Here is a 14,908-nt window from a genome sequence, read left to right on the forward strand (position 1 = left end):
CCTTTCATTAGCAAAAAAGGAGGAGAAGCCTCCTCCCTATCTGTATTAAGAGTTAATAGCCTCCATTTGAGCTATAATAAAAAGTAGCAGGATCCCAAACATCCCAAATCCAAGCTTTTGACCAAACTCCAGATTCAGCATTAGCTGTATTAGTATCTCCATTATTTCTATTTTTTACTCTAGAACCGTGATAATTATATGAATGATAATAATCTGAATACGCGTTAATACCAGTAGTATAACCATATGACCATGTACCACCCTCTACATCAACAGTCTCTGCTATAGTAACAGTAGCTGTTACTGCTGAAAGTGCTAGCGCACTAACTAATAAAACGTTTTTTAATTTTCTCATAGGATTTTCCTCTTTCCCCAGGATTAGCAAAGTAAAACTTTTTCTAAAAAGCAACTCTTCCTCCCTTCTTTATTATTAAAAAGCTTTACTCCTCCTATTTCACTGTTATTATATCATACAAGGAAAGCGCTGTCAACTATTTATATGCAATTGCTTTATATCAAAAAGACCGGATTGCTCCGATCTTTCAATAGTTCATATTCTCAATTTCTGTTTTAAAAATAGCTAAGGTTAGCTTCAAATGATTAAGCGACCTATTTCATACGATAAAAATCAAGCACTAGACCAGCAGGACCTTTAACTAATAAGGACTCTGTTCCCCAATCGGTTACAGTTGGTCCGTTTAAAACCTGGATACCAAGTTCTTTCAACCGTTGGTAATTCTGGTCTACATACTCAACCTCGATATGAAGAATGATTCCTGACTGAAACTCTTCCAAAGGAACCAAATGATTTTGGGACAACATCAGACAGTGACTGCCAATCGTAAACTGAGCAAAACTATCGTCAGCATAATCTGCCTTTTTATCCAAGATATGCTCCAAGTCAGCACAGACTTGAGGAACATCTGAAACGATAATATCTAATTGATTTAAATCCATTTACTATCCTCCATAAAAAGACCGGATTGCTCCGATCTTTTTAAGTTTCTCTCTATGAAAATCAAAGAATAAACGAGGTGAAACCAAGTTTGATGGCAAATGTTTGCTCATCAAACTACGAAAAATCCTTTGGGACTTTTTCTAGGCTCCACACTAGATTCCATCATTGAAATTTATGGTTTCAATGATGGAATCGTCGGCAGTAAGCTAATAAAGAAGTCTATAAATTTATCTTTGATTTTCGACGAGAGAAATTATTTAATTGCGCGTGATTGCAAACCTTCTTCTTCCAAGAAGAGACGGAATGGTACGAGTTCTTCTGCTTCGTATTTTTCCTTGAAGGCTTTGATTGCTTCTTCTGAGTGAAGTTTTGGATCCAATTCAAGTACTTCTACTGGAAGTGGACGGTGTGGAGTGATGCGAGCATCGATCACAACAGTTTTACCTTCTTTGTTCAATTTAACAGCTTCTGCAACAACTGCGTCGATGTCTTCGATACGGTCAACTGTAAATCCAACAGCTCCTTGAGCTTCAGCAATTTTAGCGTAGTCAGCATTAGGGAAGTCACAACCAAACAAGTGTTTGTTTGTGTCTTCGTATTTGTCCTTGATGAAGGCATATTTATCATTTGAGAAGACAACGTTGATAACTGGAAGGTCGTATTGAACGTTTGTGATAACGTCTGGGTAGCACATGTTAAATGCTCCATCACCCATGATGTTCCATACTTGGCGATCTGGATTGTCTTTCTTAGCAGCGATACCACCAGGAAGGGCAATACCCATTGTCGCAAAGAGTGGAGATGTACGCCACATGTTCTTAGGTGTCATGTGAAGGTGACGAGTAGATGTTTGAGTAGTGTCACCTACGTCGATTGAATAGATGGCGTCTTGATCAGCATGTTTGTTGATTGCATTGTAAACTTGATACAATTGCAATTCACCCTCAGTTTTACCTTCGATTTTGTTCATGTAATCACGCCAGTTTTGGTTATTCTTAACGTTTGCACGCCACCATGGAGTTGATTCAACTGGGTTTACTTTGTCAAGGATAGCTTTAGCTGCTTGACCTGCATCACCAAGGATTGAAGCGTCAAGGGCATGACGTTTACCAAGTTTGTAAGGGTCGATATCAACTTGGATGAATTTTTCAGTGTTCTTGAATGCTTCGTAAACTTCAGCAAATGGGAAGTTTGAACCAAGGAAAAGAACTGTGTCTGCTTCAAAGACCACTTCGTTGGCTGGTTTCCAACCAACACGGTAAGCAGAACCTGTCAAACCTTCATAGTTCCATTCGAAAGCTTCAAAGTTTTTACCAGTTGTGATGATTGGTGCTTTGATTTTACGTGACAATTCAGTAATCACTTCACCAGCTTTTACACCACCGTAACCAGCGTAGATAACTGGGCGTTCAGCATTGTTCAAGATTTCAACAGCTTTGTCGATTTCAACTTCGTTCAAAGCAGGAGCGAGGAATGAACGTTCGTATGAACCTGAACCGTAGTATGAGTTTTCGTCGATTTCTTGGAAACCAAAGTTTACAGGGATTTCAACGACAGCTGGACCTTTTTTAGAAACTGCAGCACGGCAAGCTTCGTCGATTACTTTTGGCAATTGCTCAGCGTAAGCTACACGTTTGTTGTATACAGCGATACCGTTGTACATTGGATTTTGGTTCAATTCTTGGAAAGCATCCATGTTCAATTCGTTAACTGGACGTGATCCAAGGATAGCAAGGAATGGAGTGTTATCCATAGCTGCATCGTAAACACCGTTAATCAAGTGAGTCGCACCTGGACCACCTGAACCAACTGCAACCCCGATTGAGCCGCCAAATTTAGCTTGCATAACCGCTGCAAGAGCACCTGTTTCTTCATGGCGAACTTGCAAGAAACGAATATCTTTGTCTTCAGCCAAAGCGTCCATCAATGAGCTGAGTGTTCCTGATGGGATACCGTAGATTGTGTCTACGCCCCATGTTTTCAATACGTTAAGCATTGCTGCAGATGCAGTAATTTTCCCTTGAGTCATAATGATAACTCTCCTTCAAATATTTTTAAATTTACTAAAAAAGGTTTCATATAATTTTTGAAAACGTTTCAGTAAATTTTTACACTACTAATTTATCACATTTATTTTTAGTTTACTAAGAATCTGCTCAGAAGTTTCTATTCTCTATTACAGTACAGTCCGAAAACGTTTTACGAAACTGTGTTATAATAAAAGCAAGCAAGCCCGCTTTTAATCTATTTTACTAAAGTTTAGTAAGAGGGAACTGGTCAGAACGGATACAGAACTAAAGGCCATGGCTAGACCTGCCAGTTCTGGGTTGAGGGCCAGTCCAACACCTGAAAAGACTCCTGCAGCTATCGGAATTCCGACGACATTGTAAATAAAGGCCCAGAAAAGATTGAGCAGAATTCGATTAAAGGTTTTCTTACTCATGTCGAAGGCACGCACCACGCCTAGGAGGTTATTGGTTGTCAACACTAAATCTGCTGACTCGATGGCAATATCTGTTCCAGCACCCATAGCAATTCCCACATCTGCTACACTGAGGGCAGGAGCATCATTGATACCGTCCCCAACAAAGGCTACTTTGCCAGCCGCTTGTAGTTTATGGATTTCGTTGGCTTTTTCTTCTGGCAAGACACCTGCAATGACCTCTTCGATTCCGATCTGATCCGCAATAGCACGCGCCACACCTGCATTGTCTCCTGTCAGCATGACTGTTTTAAGTCCTCGTTTTTTCAACTGACTGATGGCTAGCTTAGCATTTTCCTTAGGGATATCTTGCAAAGCAAGCAAGCCTTTGATTTCATTGTCCACAGCCAAAAACACAACTGTCTTAGCTTCTTTTTCTAGTTCTTCTAGTTTATCTTGATAAGTGCTAGAAATGTTCATGCCATCCAGCATTTTAGCATTTCCAAGCAGAACTTGTTTTCCATTGATTTGCCCTGAGACACCTTTTCCGTGCAAGGCTTGGAAATTTTCAACAGTTTGAAACTCAAGTCCAGCTTCACTCGCTCGTTTCACAACGGCTTCAGCCAGTGGGTGTTGAGAAGCTTCTTCCAAGGAGGCTGCCAATCCAAGCACTTCTACTTCGTCGCCGATGATATCTGTTACCACAGGCTTCCCTTCCGTCAAAGTTCCTGTCTTATCAAAAACAATAGTTTGGACTTTCTGGATTTCCTGTAGAACCATTCCATTTTTGAGGAGAACTCCCATCTTAGCACTGCGTCCTGTCCCTACCATAAGGGCTGTCGGTGTTGCGAGCCCCAAGGCACAAGGACAGGCGATAATCAAAACCGCCACCGCATAGAGAAGAGAAGAGACAAAACTCGCTCCAAGCACGACTACACTATCCCTGAGCAAGACGAACCAAATCCAAAAGGTCACAATCCCTAAAATGACAACTGCTGGGACAAAAATGCCTGAAATTTTATCCGTCAAGTCCTGAATCGGCGCACGACTGGTCTGAGCTTTCTTCACAAAATCCACAATCTGAGCCAAAACAGTCTCTGAACCAACTTTTTCTGCTCTAAAAACAAGTGTTCCACTATTATTGATGGTTGAACCAATGACGGTATCTCCAACTGTCTTGTCCACAGGCAGACTCTCACCTGTCACCATAGACTCATCAATACTAGAGATACCTTCTACTACGACACCATCAACCGCAATCTTTTCACCGGGACGCACTCGAATCAGGTCACCTACCTTGACTTGGTCCAAGGGGACTTGAACATAGTTATCCTCACGCAAGACTTCTGCAGTTTTAGCCTGCAAGTCAAGTAATTTCTCCACAGCTTGGGAAGTATTTTTCCGCATTTTCTCCTCAAAAACGGCTCCCATAAGAACGAAGAAGAAGATAAATGCAGCACTTTCAAAGTAAACGGGGAGACCAGCGAAGAGGGCAACTAAGCTGTAGAAATAGGCCACTAGGGTTCCCAGAGCAACCAAGGTATCCATGTTGGCATTGTGCTTTTTAAAACTAGCCCAAGCACTTTGGATATAAGGACCACCTGCTACTAGCATAATCGGTGTTGTGGCTAAAAAGGTTCCCCAACGCAGGACTTGGTGACTAATGCTACCTGTCGACATCCCAATCATGAGAATCACAAGAGGCACAGTAAAGATACTAGTAATCCAAAAACGCTGTAAAAGTGATAGAGATTTTCGAGTCTTCTCAACTACGGTATAACTTCCCTTTTGCATCTTCATGCCACAAGAAAATTCATGTTGACCTAATTCTTGAGGTGTAAAACGAATGACTTTCTCCTCATCTACGCCGATTGGTTCCAAGATGCCTTCTTCTTCAAACAGAATTTCCTTATAACAGTTTGAAGGTGTCACACGGTGAAAGGTGATCTCAGCAGGAACTCCTTTTTGCAGTTGAATGTGGGCTGGATGGTAGCCTTTGTCTGCCGTGATACGGATTTTTTGAACACCATTTTCAAGATTTGCTTTTATAATTTCAGTCATATCATTCTCCTATTCTACAATCATCTTACCGTGCATCATATTCATGCCACAAGAGAAACCATACTCTCCAGCCTGCTCAGGCGTAATTTCCACTACATATTCTTCCCCCATAGGTAGATTCGCATGTACACCAAAATCTGGAAAAACAATTTGGTCCAGACAGGGTGAAGGGTCCTTACGGTCAAAGACAATGCGGGCTGGCACTGATTTCTTGAGGATAATCAACTCAGGCGTATAGCCCCCCATGACCTCCACTCGAATCTCTTGGTAGCCGTTTTTTTGCTGGGCCTTTTGTCCAGATTTTTCAGGCTTTTTGAAAAACCAAAACAAGATAAACGCGATAAGGGCAATACAAATAATGGTTACAATACTATTTAACATGACGTCTCCTTTACATACAATTACATTTTACTTTTGTTACAGCGCTTGATTTCTTCTCAGAAATCACAGCTTCCAAGTTTTCCAAGTCAGCCTGAGTAAAATCACATTCAGTAATCAAATCAGCCAACAAGTTCTTAATTCTACGAGAACAAACCTTGTCCTTGATATCTTGGACAAGTAAATCCCGACTTTGATCCAAAGTTAAAAGGGCTGAATAGACAAAGAACTTGCCTTCTTTTTTCCTTGTCAGACACTCTTTCTCAACCAAACGAGCCAAAAGAGTTTGAATGGTTGACTTGGACCAGTCGAACCGCTCCGCCAGAACCCTGATCAAATCCGTACTGGTCTGCTCTCCTTGCATCCAAATAATCTTCATGACCTGCCATTCTGCATCTGAAATCTGCATCATCACACCTCCTAAATCTACATTTGTCGATTACAGTTGTTAGTATACTCCGAAAATCTACATTTGTCAACTATAAAATGCAAATCTTTCTCTTTTTTTAAAATTTTCATTTCAAAAGTGTTTAAAACACAAACAAAAACCTCCACATTCAGTGGAGGAAATCATTTTATCAATACAATTTTAAGTCACGAGGGTCAACTGGGAAGGTTGGGTTGTATGGGTTATGACGAAGTTTAAAGTGTTTAACATCTTCAATAGTCTGAGTTCCAGACAACTGCATAACTGTCTTCAATTCTGCATTCAAGTGTTCAAAAACTTGGCGTACACCGACACTACCACCAAGAGCTAAACCATAGATAACAGGGCGACCAATAGCTACCAAGTCTGCTCCTGAAGCCAGGGCTTTAAAGACGTGTTGACCACGACGAATACCTGAGTCAAAGACAATTGGTACGCGTTTGTCAACTGCTTCTGCTACTTCTTGAAGTGAATCAAAGGCAGCTGGTCCACCGTCGATTTGGCGGCCACCATGGTTGGTTACCCAGATACCAGAAGCTCCCGCAGCAAGCGAACGTTCAACATCCTCACGGCATTGTGGTCCCTTGACATACACAGGAAGTCCTGAGTATTCAGCGATAAATTCTACATCACGTGGAGACAAGCGTTGTTTAGCTGATTTGTAAACAAAGTCCATTGATTTTCCAGCACCTTCTGGCAGGTATTCTTCAACAATCGGCATGCCAACTGGGAAGACAAAACCATTACGCTTATCAACCTCACGATTGCCCCCTACAGTAGCATCTGCCGTCAAGACAATCGCTTTATAACCTTCAGCTTTCACACGGTCCATGATGTGGCGATTGATTCCATCATCTTTACTAAAGTAAAATTGGAACCAGTGAGGTGTCCCTTGAAGAGCTTCCGTAATTTCTGGAAGGTCGACAGTAGAGTAAGAACTGGTTGTATAGAGGGAACCAAACTCATGCACACCACGCGCAGTCGCCACTTCACCCTGTTCATTTGCTAATTTATGAGCCGCAACAGGCGCCATAATGATTGGTGAAGACAATTTTTCACCTGCAAATTCAATCTCTGTACTTGGATTTTCTACATTGCAAAGCGTATGTGGAACGATGAGTTTGTGGTTAAAGGCGCGAATATTCTCACGTAAAGTGAAAGTATCTTCCGCCCCACTAGCGATATAACCAAATGCTGCTTTAGGGATCACTTGTTGCGCCATTGGTTCCAAATCATAGGTATTGATGAAATCTACATGACCTTCTGCATTGCTTGTTTTGTATGACATAAACTGTCCTCCTTAATAAGTAAGCGTTTACTTTGTATATTACAAAAATATCTTAACTCTTTTTTCAAAACTTTTCAAATATTTTGTTTGGAAATTTCAGAAATTTTATGTCTATGATAAAAAATCCTTATAACGGCAATAAAAAATAGATATTATCCAAAGAAGATTTTAAGTGCTACAATAACTGTATTATTTCTAGATAGGAGGTTCTATTTTTGGATTGGTCCATTGTTGAACAATATCTACCACTATATCAAAAGGCATTCTTTCTAACCTTGCATATTGCAGTTTGGGGTATTCTGGGATCCTTTCTGCTCGGCTTAATCGTTAGTATCATCCGGCATTACCGCATCCCTGTTTTGGCGCAAGTAGCGACAGCCTATATTGAATTGTCACGCAATACGCCCCTTTTGATTCAACTCTTCTTTCTCTACTTCGGACTTCCTAGAGTAGGGATTGTCCTATCTTCAGAAGTCTGTGCCACTTTAGGACTGGTCTTTTTAGGAGGCTCCTATATGGCAGAATCTTTCCGAAGCGGGTTGGAAGCCGTCAGTCAAACCCAGCATGAGATTGGCCTTGCTATCGGTCTGACACCTCTACAGGTCTTTCGCTATGTGGTCCTTCCGCAAGCAACAGCTGTTGCTCTACCATCTTTTAGTGCCAATGTCATTTTCCTCATCAAGGAAACCTCTGTTTTCTCAGCAGTAGCTTTGGCAGACCTCATGTACGTCGCCAAGGACTTGATTGGGCTCTATTATGAGACAGACATTGCGCTAGCTATGTTGGTAGTTGCTTATCTGATCATGCTGCTACCCATCTCACTGATCTTTAGTTGGATAGAAAGGAGGCTCCGCCATGCAGGATTCGGGAATCCAAGTGCTCTTTCAGGGAAATAATCTCCTGAGAATCATACAGGGACTGGGTATTACGATTGGGATATCCATCCTGTCTGTCCTCTTATCCATGATATTCGGAACAGTCATGGGAATCATCATGACCTCCCATTCTAGAATCGTACGATTTTTAACACGATTGTATCTGGAATTTATCCGTATCATGCCCCAACTAGTGCTACTCTTCATCGTTTATTTCGGCTTGGCTCGAAACTTTAATATCAATATCTCAGGTGAGACTTCTGCTATTATCGTTTTCACCCTCTGGGGAACAGCTGAAATGGGAGACTTGGTCCGTGGAGCCATCACTTCCCTTCCTAAACATCAGTTTGAAAGTGGACAGGCACTCGGCTTGACCAATGTTCAACTTTACTACCACATCATCATCCCACAAGTCTTGAGAAGATTACTTCCACAAGCCATCAATCTTGTCACTCGGATGATCAAAACCACTTCCTTGGTTGTCTTGATTGGGGTAGTTGAAGTGACCAAGGTTGGACAACAAATCATCGATAGCAATCGCTTGACCATCCCAACTGCTTCCTTTTGGATTTATGGAACCATTCTGGTCTTATATTTTGCAGTCTGCTTTCCTATTTCCAAACTATCCACTCACCTAGAAAAACATTGGAGGAACTAAATGTCTGAAACTATTTTAGAAATCAAGGAACTCAAAAAATCCTTCGGAGACAATCCCATCCTCCAAGGTCTATCCCTACAAATCAATAAAGGGGAAGTTGTGGTTATTCTGGGGCCATCTGGTTGTGGGAAAAGTACTCTCCTTCGTTGCCTCAATGGCTTAGAAAGTATTCAAGGTGGAGATATTCTTCTGGACGGTCAGTCTATCGTTGAAAATAAAAAAGATTTTCATCTAGTTCGTCAAAAGATTGGCATGGTCTTTCAAAGTTATGAACTCTTTCCCCATCTGGATGTCCTACAAAACCTCATCCTAGGCCCTATCAAGGCTCAGGGACGCGACAAGAAGGAAGTAACTGAAGAAGCTCTACAACTATTGGAACGTGTTGGTTTGCTAGATAAACAACATAGCTTCGCGCGTCAATTATCTGGTGGACAGAAGCAACGGGTTGCAATTGTCCGTGCCCTGCTCATGCATCCAGAAATCATCCTTTTTGACGAAGTGACGGCTTCGCTGGATCCAGAAATGGTGCGTGAGGTGCTGGAACTTATCAATGATTTGGCCCAAGAAGGTCGCACCATGATTTTAGTAACCCACGAAATGCAGTTTGCCCAAGCCATTGCAGACCGCATTATCTTCCTAGACCAAGGGAAAATCGCTGAAGAAGGAACGGCTCAAGCCTTCTTTACAAATCCACAGACCAAACGAGCCCAGGAATTTTTAAACGTCTTTGACTTTAGCCAATTTGGCTCATATCTATAAAGGAGATTCTTATGAAACTATTCAAACCACTCTTAACTGTTTTGGCACTTGCCTTTGCCCTTATCTTTGTCACAGCTTGTAGCTCAGGTGGAAATGCTGGTTCATCATCTGGTAAAACCACTGCCAAGGCCCGCACAATTGATGAAATCAAAAAAAGCGGTGAACTACGAATCGCCGTATTTGGGGACAAGAAACCGTTTGGTTACGTTGACAATGACGGTTCTTACCAAGGTTACGATATTGAACTTGGGAACCAATTAGCGCAAGACCTTGGTGTCAAGGTTAAATACGTTTCAGTCGATGCTGCCAACCGTGCTGAATACTTGATTTCAAACAAGGTGGATATTACCCTTGCCAACTTTACAGTAACTGACGAACGCAAGAAACAAGTTGATTTTGCCCTTCCATATATGAAAGTTTCTCTTGGTGTCGTATCACCTAAGACCGGTCTCATTACAGACGTCAAACAACTTGAAGGTAAAACCTTAATTGTCACAAAAGGAACGACTGCTGAGACTTATTTTGAAAAGAATCATCCAGAAATCAAACTCCAAAAATACGACCAATACAGTGACTCTTACCAAGCTCTTCTTGACGGACGTGGAGATGCCTTCTCTACTGACAATACGGAAGTTCTAGCTTGGGCGCTTGAAAATAAAGGATTTGAAGTAGGAATTACTTCCCTCGGTGATCCAGATACCATCGCAGCAGCAGTTCAAAAAGGTAACCAAGAATTGCTAGACTTCATCAATAAAGATATTGAAAAATTAGGCAAAGAAAACTTCTTCCACAAGGCCTATGAAAAAACACTTCACCCAACCTACGGTGACGCTGCTAAAGCAGATGATCTAGTTGTTGAAGGTGGAAAAGTTGACTAATACTCTTCGAAAATCTCTTCAAACCACGTCAGCTTTATCTACAACCTCAAAGCCGTGCTTTGAGCAACCTGCGGCTAGTTTGCTTTTTGATTTTCATTGAGTATAAGATACAATAACATCACAAAAAGAAATCAGGCAATCCTAGTGACTACCTGATTTTCTATGTTTTAAGCATTTTGCCAATTTTCTTGGTCTTCTTTAAAGCGTTTTAGAAGATCGAGTCCTTCTGGTGTGATATAGCCTTCTTCTTGGGCTAGATGAATCAATTCACTGTAGTTAGAAAGCGTCACAAGTTTGACACCTGCATCTGAGAAGTTCTTATCTGCTTTTGGCAATTGGTAACTGAAAATCGCTACAACTCCAAGCACATCTGCTCCTTCCCGTTTAGCAGCTGCTACAGCTTCAAGAACAGAACCACCTGTTGAAATAAGATCTTCAACCACTACCATTTTTTGACCTTGAGCTACCCGGCCTTCGATTTGGTTACCAGCTCCGTGGTCTTTTGGTTTGCTACGGATATAGGCAAATGGCAAGTTCATCTTATCAGCAATGATAGCTCCGTGTGGAATTCCTGCTGTTGCAGTTCCTGCAATGACTTCTACCTCTGGAAAGGCTTCTTTAATAGCTTCCACAAAGCCATTTTCAATTAGAGTACGAGTTTCTGGATAGGCTAGTGTCACACGATTATCAGTGTAAATGGGTGACTTGATACCAGATGCCCAAGTGAAAGGTTCCTCTGGTTTGAGGTAAACGGCTTGAATTTTCAATAGGTGGCTAGCGATATCTTTAGCAATTGTCATGGTATTCTCCTTTTATTTTTCTAATATATTCTTTAATTCCAGTCCTGTGTCCATTCATCCTTGATGGCATAATAAGCTGCAACAGGATCCTCAGCTTGGGTAATGGGACGTCCCACTACAATATAGTCACTACCGATTTGATAGGCATCAGCAGGTGTCATAACGCGTTTTTGATCTCCCACTGCAGCACCTGCAGGACGAATGCCCGGTGTCAGACAGATAAACTCTGGATTGGTAGCCTGTTTGATGACTTGCACTTCCTGAGCCGAACAAACAACACCATCTAATCCCGCTTCGGCTGTCTTCTTGGCATAATGTATCACAGACTCTTGCAGGCTGGTTTGGATATTTTGAAAATCCTGCATCTGAGCTTCCGAGGTTGATGTGAGCTGAGTGACAGCAATCAATTTGGCTTGTGTCCCCAGACCTTCACGCGCCGCCTTCATCATCTCTACACCACCAGCTGCATGAACATTAGTCATATCCACACCAAGCTGAGACAAGACCTTCATAGCTGATTTGACTGTATTGGGAATATCATGAAGTTTGAGATCCAAAAAGACACTGTGACCCAGACCTTTCAAGTAAAACACAATCTCAGGACCCGTTGCGTAATAAAGCTCCATCCCTACCTTGAGATAAAGGCTTTCTTCTGCTGGGAAAAGAGCTAAAAATTCCTTGACCGCCTCAAAACTAGGAAAATCAAGAGCAATGACTGGACGATGTTCTCGCATAGGTTTCTCCTTTTACCTTTGCTAGTGAGAGAGTCTGGCCAACAGAAGCCACAAAAAAAGGAACCTGCCAACAGCAAGGTTCCACGAAAAATGGGTAGTCTCCACCCTTTCACCGTCTAACCTTAGCTGCCTCTCTGGACTGCTTTAAAGGTTTTTTTCTATTCTATTATTTCTACTAGCACTTGTCAAGTAAAAACATGGTCACGTATGTGTCGCGATTTTTGAGAAACTTCAAACTCCATATAAATAAATGCAGATACACGAAAGGATTGGCATATACTTATATGCTTTCTACATTTCTCAAAACTCTAGACACTTACCATGGTCACTAAAGAACTATGAGAGAAAATATCAAGCCTAGCGGCGCGATGAACGCTGACTTGTTTGGTTTCGATTGCTTTCTTCCTCCAATTTTTTCTTCTCTTCTTCCAATTTATTCTGCTGTTCTTCTAGCCTTTTCTTCTCTTCCTCTTTCTGTTTCTTCTCAGTTTCCTTAGCCTCTTGTTTGGCTTTTTCCTCAGCCTCCATAATTAATTTATCCGCTACAGTGTAGCTATAGATTCCAGCTTCCATGTCGACCACACTCGGTTCTGACAATTGAGGCTTAATCTTACTGTAGTAAGGCAATTTCTTGCTCATTTCAGACAAGGGAACCAAGACTTCATCCGAATCATTCATGGTCAATCGAATTAAATCGGAAGTCACCTTGCTTGGGGCTAGTTCCACCTTTTGGATAGCAGATTTGAGTTCGGGGCTAATTTGAGAAAGTTCTGAGACAAAAGCCTTGATTTGTTCACTATCATTAAAGAGAACTGATATATAAGTTTCTGGCAGACTGACCAAACTCACCGCACTGGTCTCAAGCTGACCGCTGGAAAGAATAGGATAATGATTTTCACCAGAAACATAGTAGGCAACAATATCGTATTCTTTAACCTTGATAGTAAACTTGGTTGGAAATTGATAAACAAGCTGAGCTGATTCAACCCAATAATTAGACTTAATCTGCTCTTCATATTTTGCCTTATCTAGCAGAAGGTTAATCGTATAATCCGAATCCTGAATGCCTGAAGCCTGTCGAATATCATCAGCCGTAGTTTGTACCGTTCCCTCAACATGAATATCCTTCATGGTCGCATAAGGACTGAGTAGGTAGGCAGAGACAATCAATAAAAGCAGACTTGGAAATAAAATCGTTAGAGCTCGTAAGATATGGAGGCCAGGAATCTTTGCTTTGGCTGGTTTTTCCTTTGTAGCCTTTTTAGCAAGCTTTTTATCCTGGTTCTCCTTCTCTGTAGATTTTGATTCCTCTTTGGATACTTCTTTTTTGACGTCTTCTGACTCTTCTACTTTTTCCTCAGACTCTTCCTTAGCTGATTCTGGGTCCTTTGGGTCAGATTCACTCTCTTGGTCTTCAGTTTCATCTGAATCTTCAGATTTTGAAGCCATTCGAGCTTGTCTTTCCTTTTCCTTCTCCTCAGCTAGGGCTGCCTCTTCTTCAGCCTTCTTTTTTAAATATTCTTGGTTTCGTTTCTGCCATTCTGATAACTCTTTCAATTCTTCGAGGATTTCTTTGCCCTCATTTTTCTTATCTTTTGACATTTACTTTCCTTATGATAAATCTTTTTTCAATAATTGATAAAAATCTGCTAGAGATTTCAATTCCTTAGAAGCCTTCATCTTAGCTTGGTAATCTTCCTTGTGGCTTAGTAAGTGAGACAGCTTCTCTTCCAAACTATCCAAGGTCAAATCGCTTTCTTGAAGCTCTTCTGCATAGCCTTTCTTAACAAAGTAGGCTGCATTTTCAATCTGGTCTCCACGACTAGCTTCACGACCAAGCGGCACAATAACATGTAATTTTGCCATGGCCAAGAGCTCAAAAATCGTATTGGCACCACCACGTGTCACAACAATATCAGCCAATTCCATCAAGGGTTGATAGAGATTGGTCACATAGTCAACACGAAAGAGATTTTGGCTCAACTCATTCAGGCTAGAATCTCCAGTTAGATTGATAATATTGTAGCGCTCTGTCAGTTCTTTCTTATGGTCTGTCACCAATTGGTTAAAGACACGAGCGCCTGCAGAACCACCGACAAACAATACAGTTGGCAATTTAGGATTAAAGTGGGTTTGAATACCCACCAATTCATCTGGTTCTGGAGTTTTTTGGTCTGAAACCTTTGTCACTGCTCCCACATGCTCGACCTTAGACAAACTTGAAGCTTGTTCAAAGGTTGAATACATCTTCGTCGCAAATTTATAGGCGATTTTATTGGCCAAGCCCATAGATAGGTCAGATTCGTGAATAAAGACAGGCACTCCTAATACACGCGCTGCGATAACAGGCGGTACTGAGACAAAGCCTCCCTTTGAAAAAAGAGCCTGTGGACGAAGTCGTAACATGATAAAGAGCGATTGGACAATTCCCCAACCAACTTTGAAGACATCCAGCATATTTTGCCAAGAGAAATAGCGACGCAATTTTCCAGTCGCAATGGAATGGAAGGTGACATCTAGACCCGACTTGAGGATTTCTTGGTGTTCGATACCACGCTTGTCCCCAATATAGTGGACTTCCCAGCCATCTTCGATGAACTTGGGCATTAACAAAAGGTTGAGGGTCACGTGTCCAACCGTCCCCCCACCTGTAAAGACAATTTTTTTCAT

General features: G+C 41.5%; 15 protein-coding genes. 4 read left to right on the forward strand and 11 right to left on the reverse strand.

What is annotated here, in order from left to right; all coding sequences use genetic code 11:
- Positions 1–52 precede the first annotated feature (52 nt).
- From SMIDD28_RS00945 to lctO, 7 genes are all read right to left on the reverse strand, one after another.
- The gene (locus SMIDD28_RS00945) at positions 53–355 is read right to left on the reverse strand and encodes a lactococcin 972 family bacteriocin (protein ID WP_061424015.1); all 303 of its coding nucleotides are present in this window, start codon (positions 353–355) and stop codon (positions 53–55) included.
- A gap of 254 nt (positions 356–609) precedes the next feature.
- Positions 610–957 (reverse strand): VOC family protein, encoded by a 348-nt coding sequence (locus SMIDD28_RS00950; RefSeq protein WP_061424016.1) that lies wholly within the window; start codon positions 955–957, stop codon positions 610–612.
- Positions 958–1,211: 254 nt separating this feature from the next.
- Complete coding sequence (gene spxB / locus SMIDD28_RS00955; protein ID WP_061424017.1) at positions 1,212–2,987, reverse strand: pyruvate oxidase; 1,776 nt, start codon at positions 2,985–2,987, stop codon at positions 1,212–1,214.
- Positions 2,988–3,197: 210 nt separating this feature from the next.
- A complete protein-coding gene (locus tag SMIDD28_RS00960) occupies positions 3,198–5,441 on the reverse strand; it encodes a heavy metal translocating P-type ATPase (protein WP_061424018.1) in 2,244 nt (747 codons plus the stop codon).
- 9 nt (positions 5,442–5,450) lie between these two features.
- A complete protein-coding gene (locus tag SMIDD28_RS00965; RefSeq protein WP_061424020.1) occupies positions 5,451–5,822 on the reverse strand; it encodes a cupredoxin domain-containing protein in 372 nt (123 codons plus the stop codon).
- 10 nt (positions 5,823–5,832) lie between these two features.
- Positions 5,833–6,228, reverse strand: coding sequence for a CopY/TcrY family copper transport repressor (locus SMIDD28_RS00970; protein ID WP_061424569.1), 396 nt, complete (start codon positions 6,226–6,228; stop codon positions 5,833–5,835).
- 169 nt (positions 6,229–6,397) lie between these two features.
- Positions 6,398–7,534 (reverse strand): L-lactate oxidase, encoded by a 1,137-nt coding sequence (gene lctO / locus SMIDD28_RS00975; RefSeq protein WP_000120723.1) that lies wholly within the window; start codon positions 7,532–7,534, stop codon positions 6,398–6,400.
- A 215-nt stretch (positions 7,535–7,749) separates the two neighbouring features.
- Between lctO and SMIDD28_RS00980 the strand changes: the two genes are divergently transcribed.
- From SMIDD28_RS00980 to SMIDD28_RS00995, 4 genes are read left to right on the forward strand one after another with little or no spacing between them, the layout of a single operon-like run.
- Positions 7,750–8,430 (forward strand): amino acid ABC transporter permease, encoded by a 681-nt coding sequence (locus SMIDD28_RS00980; protein WP_061424023.1) that lies wholly within the window; start codon positions 7,750–7,752, stop codon positions 8,428–8,430.
- Positions 8,390–9,067: an amino acid ABC transporter permease gene (locus SMIDD28_RS00985; protein ID WP_061424025.1), complete on the forward strand. Its 678-nt coding sequence runs from the start codon at positions 8,390–8,392 to the stop codon at positions 9,065–9,067. The genes SMIDD28_RS00980 and SMIDD28_RS00985 overlap by 41 nt, the downstream gene beginning before the upstream one ends.
- A complete protein-coding gene (locus SMIDD28_RS00990; protein ID WP_060627880.1) occupies positions 9,068–9,826 on the forward strand; it encodes an amino acid ABC transporter ATP-binding protein in 759 nt (252 codons plus the stop codon).
- A gap of 11 nt (positions 9,827–9,837) precedes the next feature.
- A complete protein-coding gene (locus SMIDD28_RS00995) occupies positions 9,838–10,704 on the forward strand; it encodes a cysteine ABC transporter substrate-binding protein (RefSeq protein WP_020900138.1) in 867 nt (288 codons plus the stop codon).
- Positions 10,705–10,871: 167 nt separating this feature from the next.
- Here SMIDD28_RS00995 and pyrE read toward each other — a convergent pair whose 3' ends face one another.
- The 4 genes from pyrE to SMIDD28_RS01015 all read right to left on the reverse strand — a co-directional run bounded on the left by pyrE (position 10,872) and on the right by SMIDD28_RS01015 (position 14,908).
- Positions 10,872–11,504 (reverse strand): orotate phosphoribosyltransferase, encoded by a 633-nt coding sequence (gene pyrE / locus SMIDD28_RS01000; protein WP_061424027.1) that lies wholly within the window; start codon positions 11,502–11,504, stop codon positions 10,872–10,874.
- A gap of 32 nt (positions 11,505–11,536) precedes the next feature.
- Entirely contained in the window at positions 11,537–12,238 is a 702-nt protein-coding gene (gene pyrF / locus SMIDD28_RS01005; RefSeq protein WP_061424030.1) for an orotidine-5'-phosphate decarboxylase, read from the reverse strand.
- Positions 12,239–12,595: 357 nt separating this feature from the next.
- The gene (locus tag SMIDD28_RS01010) at positions 12,596–13,840 is read right to left on the reverse strand and encodes a cell division protein FtsQ/DivIB (protein ID WP_061424032.1); all 1,245 of its coding nucleotides are present in this window, start codon (positions 13,838–13,840) and stop codon (positions 12,596–12,598) included.
- A 9-nt stretch (positions 13,841–13,849) separates the two neighbouring features.
- Positions 13,850–14,908, reverse strand: a complete 1,059-nt coding sequence (locus tag SMIDD28_RS01015) for a UDP-N-acetylglucosamine--N-acetylmuramyl-(pentapeptide) pyrophosphoryl-undecaprenol N-acetylglucosamine transferase (protein ID WP_061424033.1) — start codon at positions 14,906–14,908, stop codon at positions 13,850–13,852.

Origin of the sequence: Streptococcus mitis, assembly GCF_001579045.1 — a bacterium.
Taxonomy (GTDB): domain Bacteria; phylum Bacillota; class Bacilli; order Lactobacillales; family Streptococcaceae; genus Streptococcus; species Streptococcus mitis_D.

Coding starts and splice junctions, on each gene's coding strand:
- SMIDD28_RS00950 (WP_061424016.1), bottom strand. CDS start 957: ATGGATTTAAATCAATTAGATATTATCGTTTCAGATGTTCCTCAAGTC.
- SMIDD28_RS00985 (WP_061424025.1), top strand. CDS start 8,390: ATGCAGGATTCGGGAATCCAAGTGCTCTTTCAGGGAAATAATCTCCTG.
- SMIDD28_RS00960 (WP_061424018.1), bottom strand. CDS start 5,441: ATGACTGAAATTATAAAAGCAAATCTTGAAAATGGTGTTCAAAAAATC.
- SMIDD28_RS00990 (WP_060627880.1), top strand. CDS start 9,068: ATGTCTGAAACTATTTTAGAAATCAAGGAACTCAAAAAATCCTTCGGA.
- SMIDD28_RS00995 (WP_020900138.1), top strand. CDS start 9,838: ATGAAACTATTCAAACCACTCTTAACTGTTTTGGCACTTGCCTTTGCC.
- pyrF (WP_061424030.1), bottom strand. CDS start 12,238: ATGCGAGAACATCGTCCAGTCATTGCTCTTGATTTTCCTAGTTTTGAG.
- spxB (WP_061424017.1), bottom strand. CDS start 2,987: ATGACTCAAGGGAAAATTACTGCATCTGCAGCAATGCTTAACGTATTG.
- SMIDD28_RS00970 (WP_061424569.1), bottom strand. CDS start 6,228: ATGCAGATTTCAGATGCAGAATGGCAGGTCATGAAGATTATTTGGATG.
- pyrE (WP_061424027.1), bottom strand. CDS start 11,504: ATGACAATTGCTAAAGATATCGCTAGCCACCTATTGAAAATTCAAGCC.
- SMIDD28_RS01015 (WP_061424033.1), bottom strand. CDS start 14,908: ATGAAAAAAATTGTCTTTACAGGTGGGGGGACGGTTGGACACGTGACC.
- SMIDD28_RS01010 (WP_061424032.1), bottom strand. CDS start 13,840: ATGTCAAAAGATAAGAAAAATGAGGGCAAAGAAATCCTCGAAGAATTG.
- SMIDD28_RS00965 (WP_061424020.1), bottom strand. CDS start 5,822: ATGTTAAATAGTATTGTAACCATTATTTGTATTGCCCTTATCGCGTTT.
- lctO (WP_000120723.1), bottom strand. CDS start 7,534: ATGTCATACAAAACAAGCAATGCAGAAGGTCATGTAGATTTCATCAAT.
- SMIDD28_RS00945 (WP_061424015.1), bottom strand. CDS start 355: ATGAGAAAATTAAAAAACGTTTTATTAGTTAGTGCGCTAGCACTTTCA.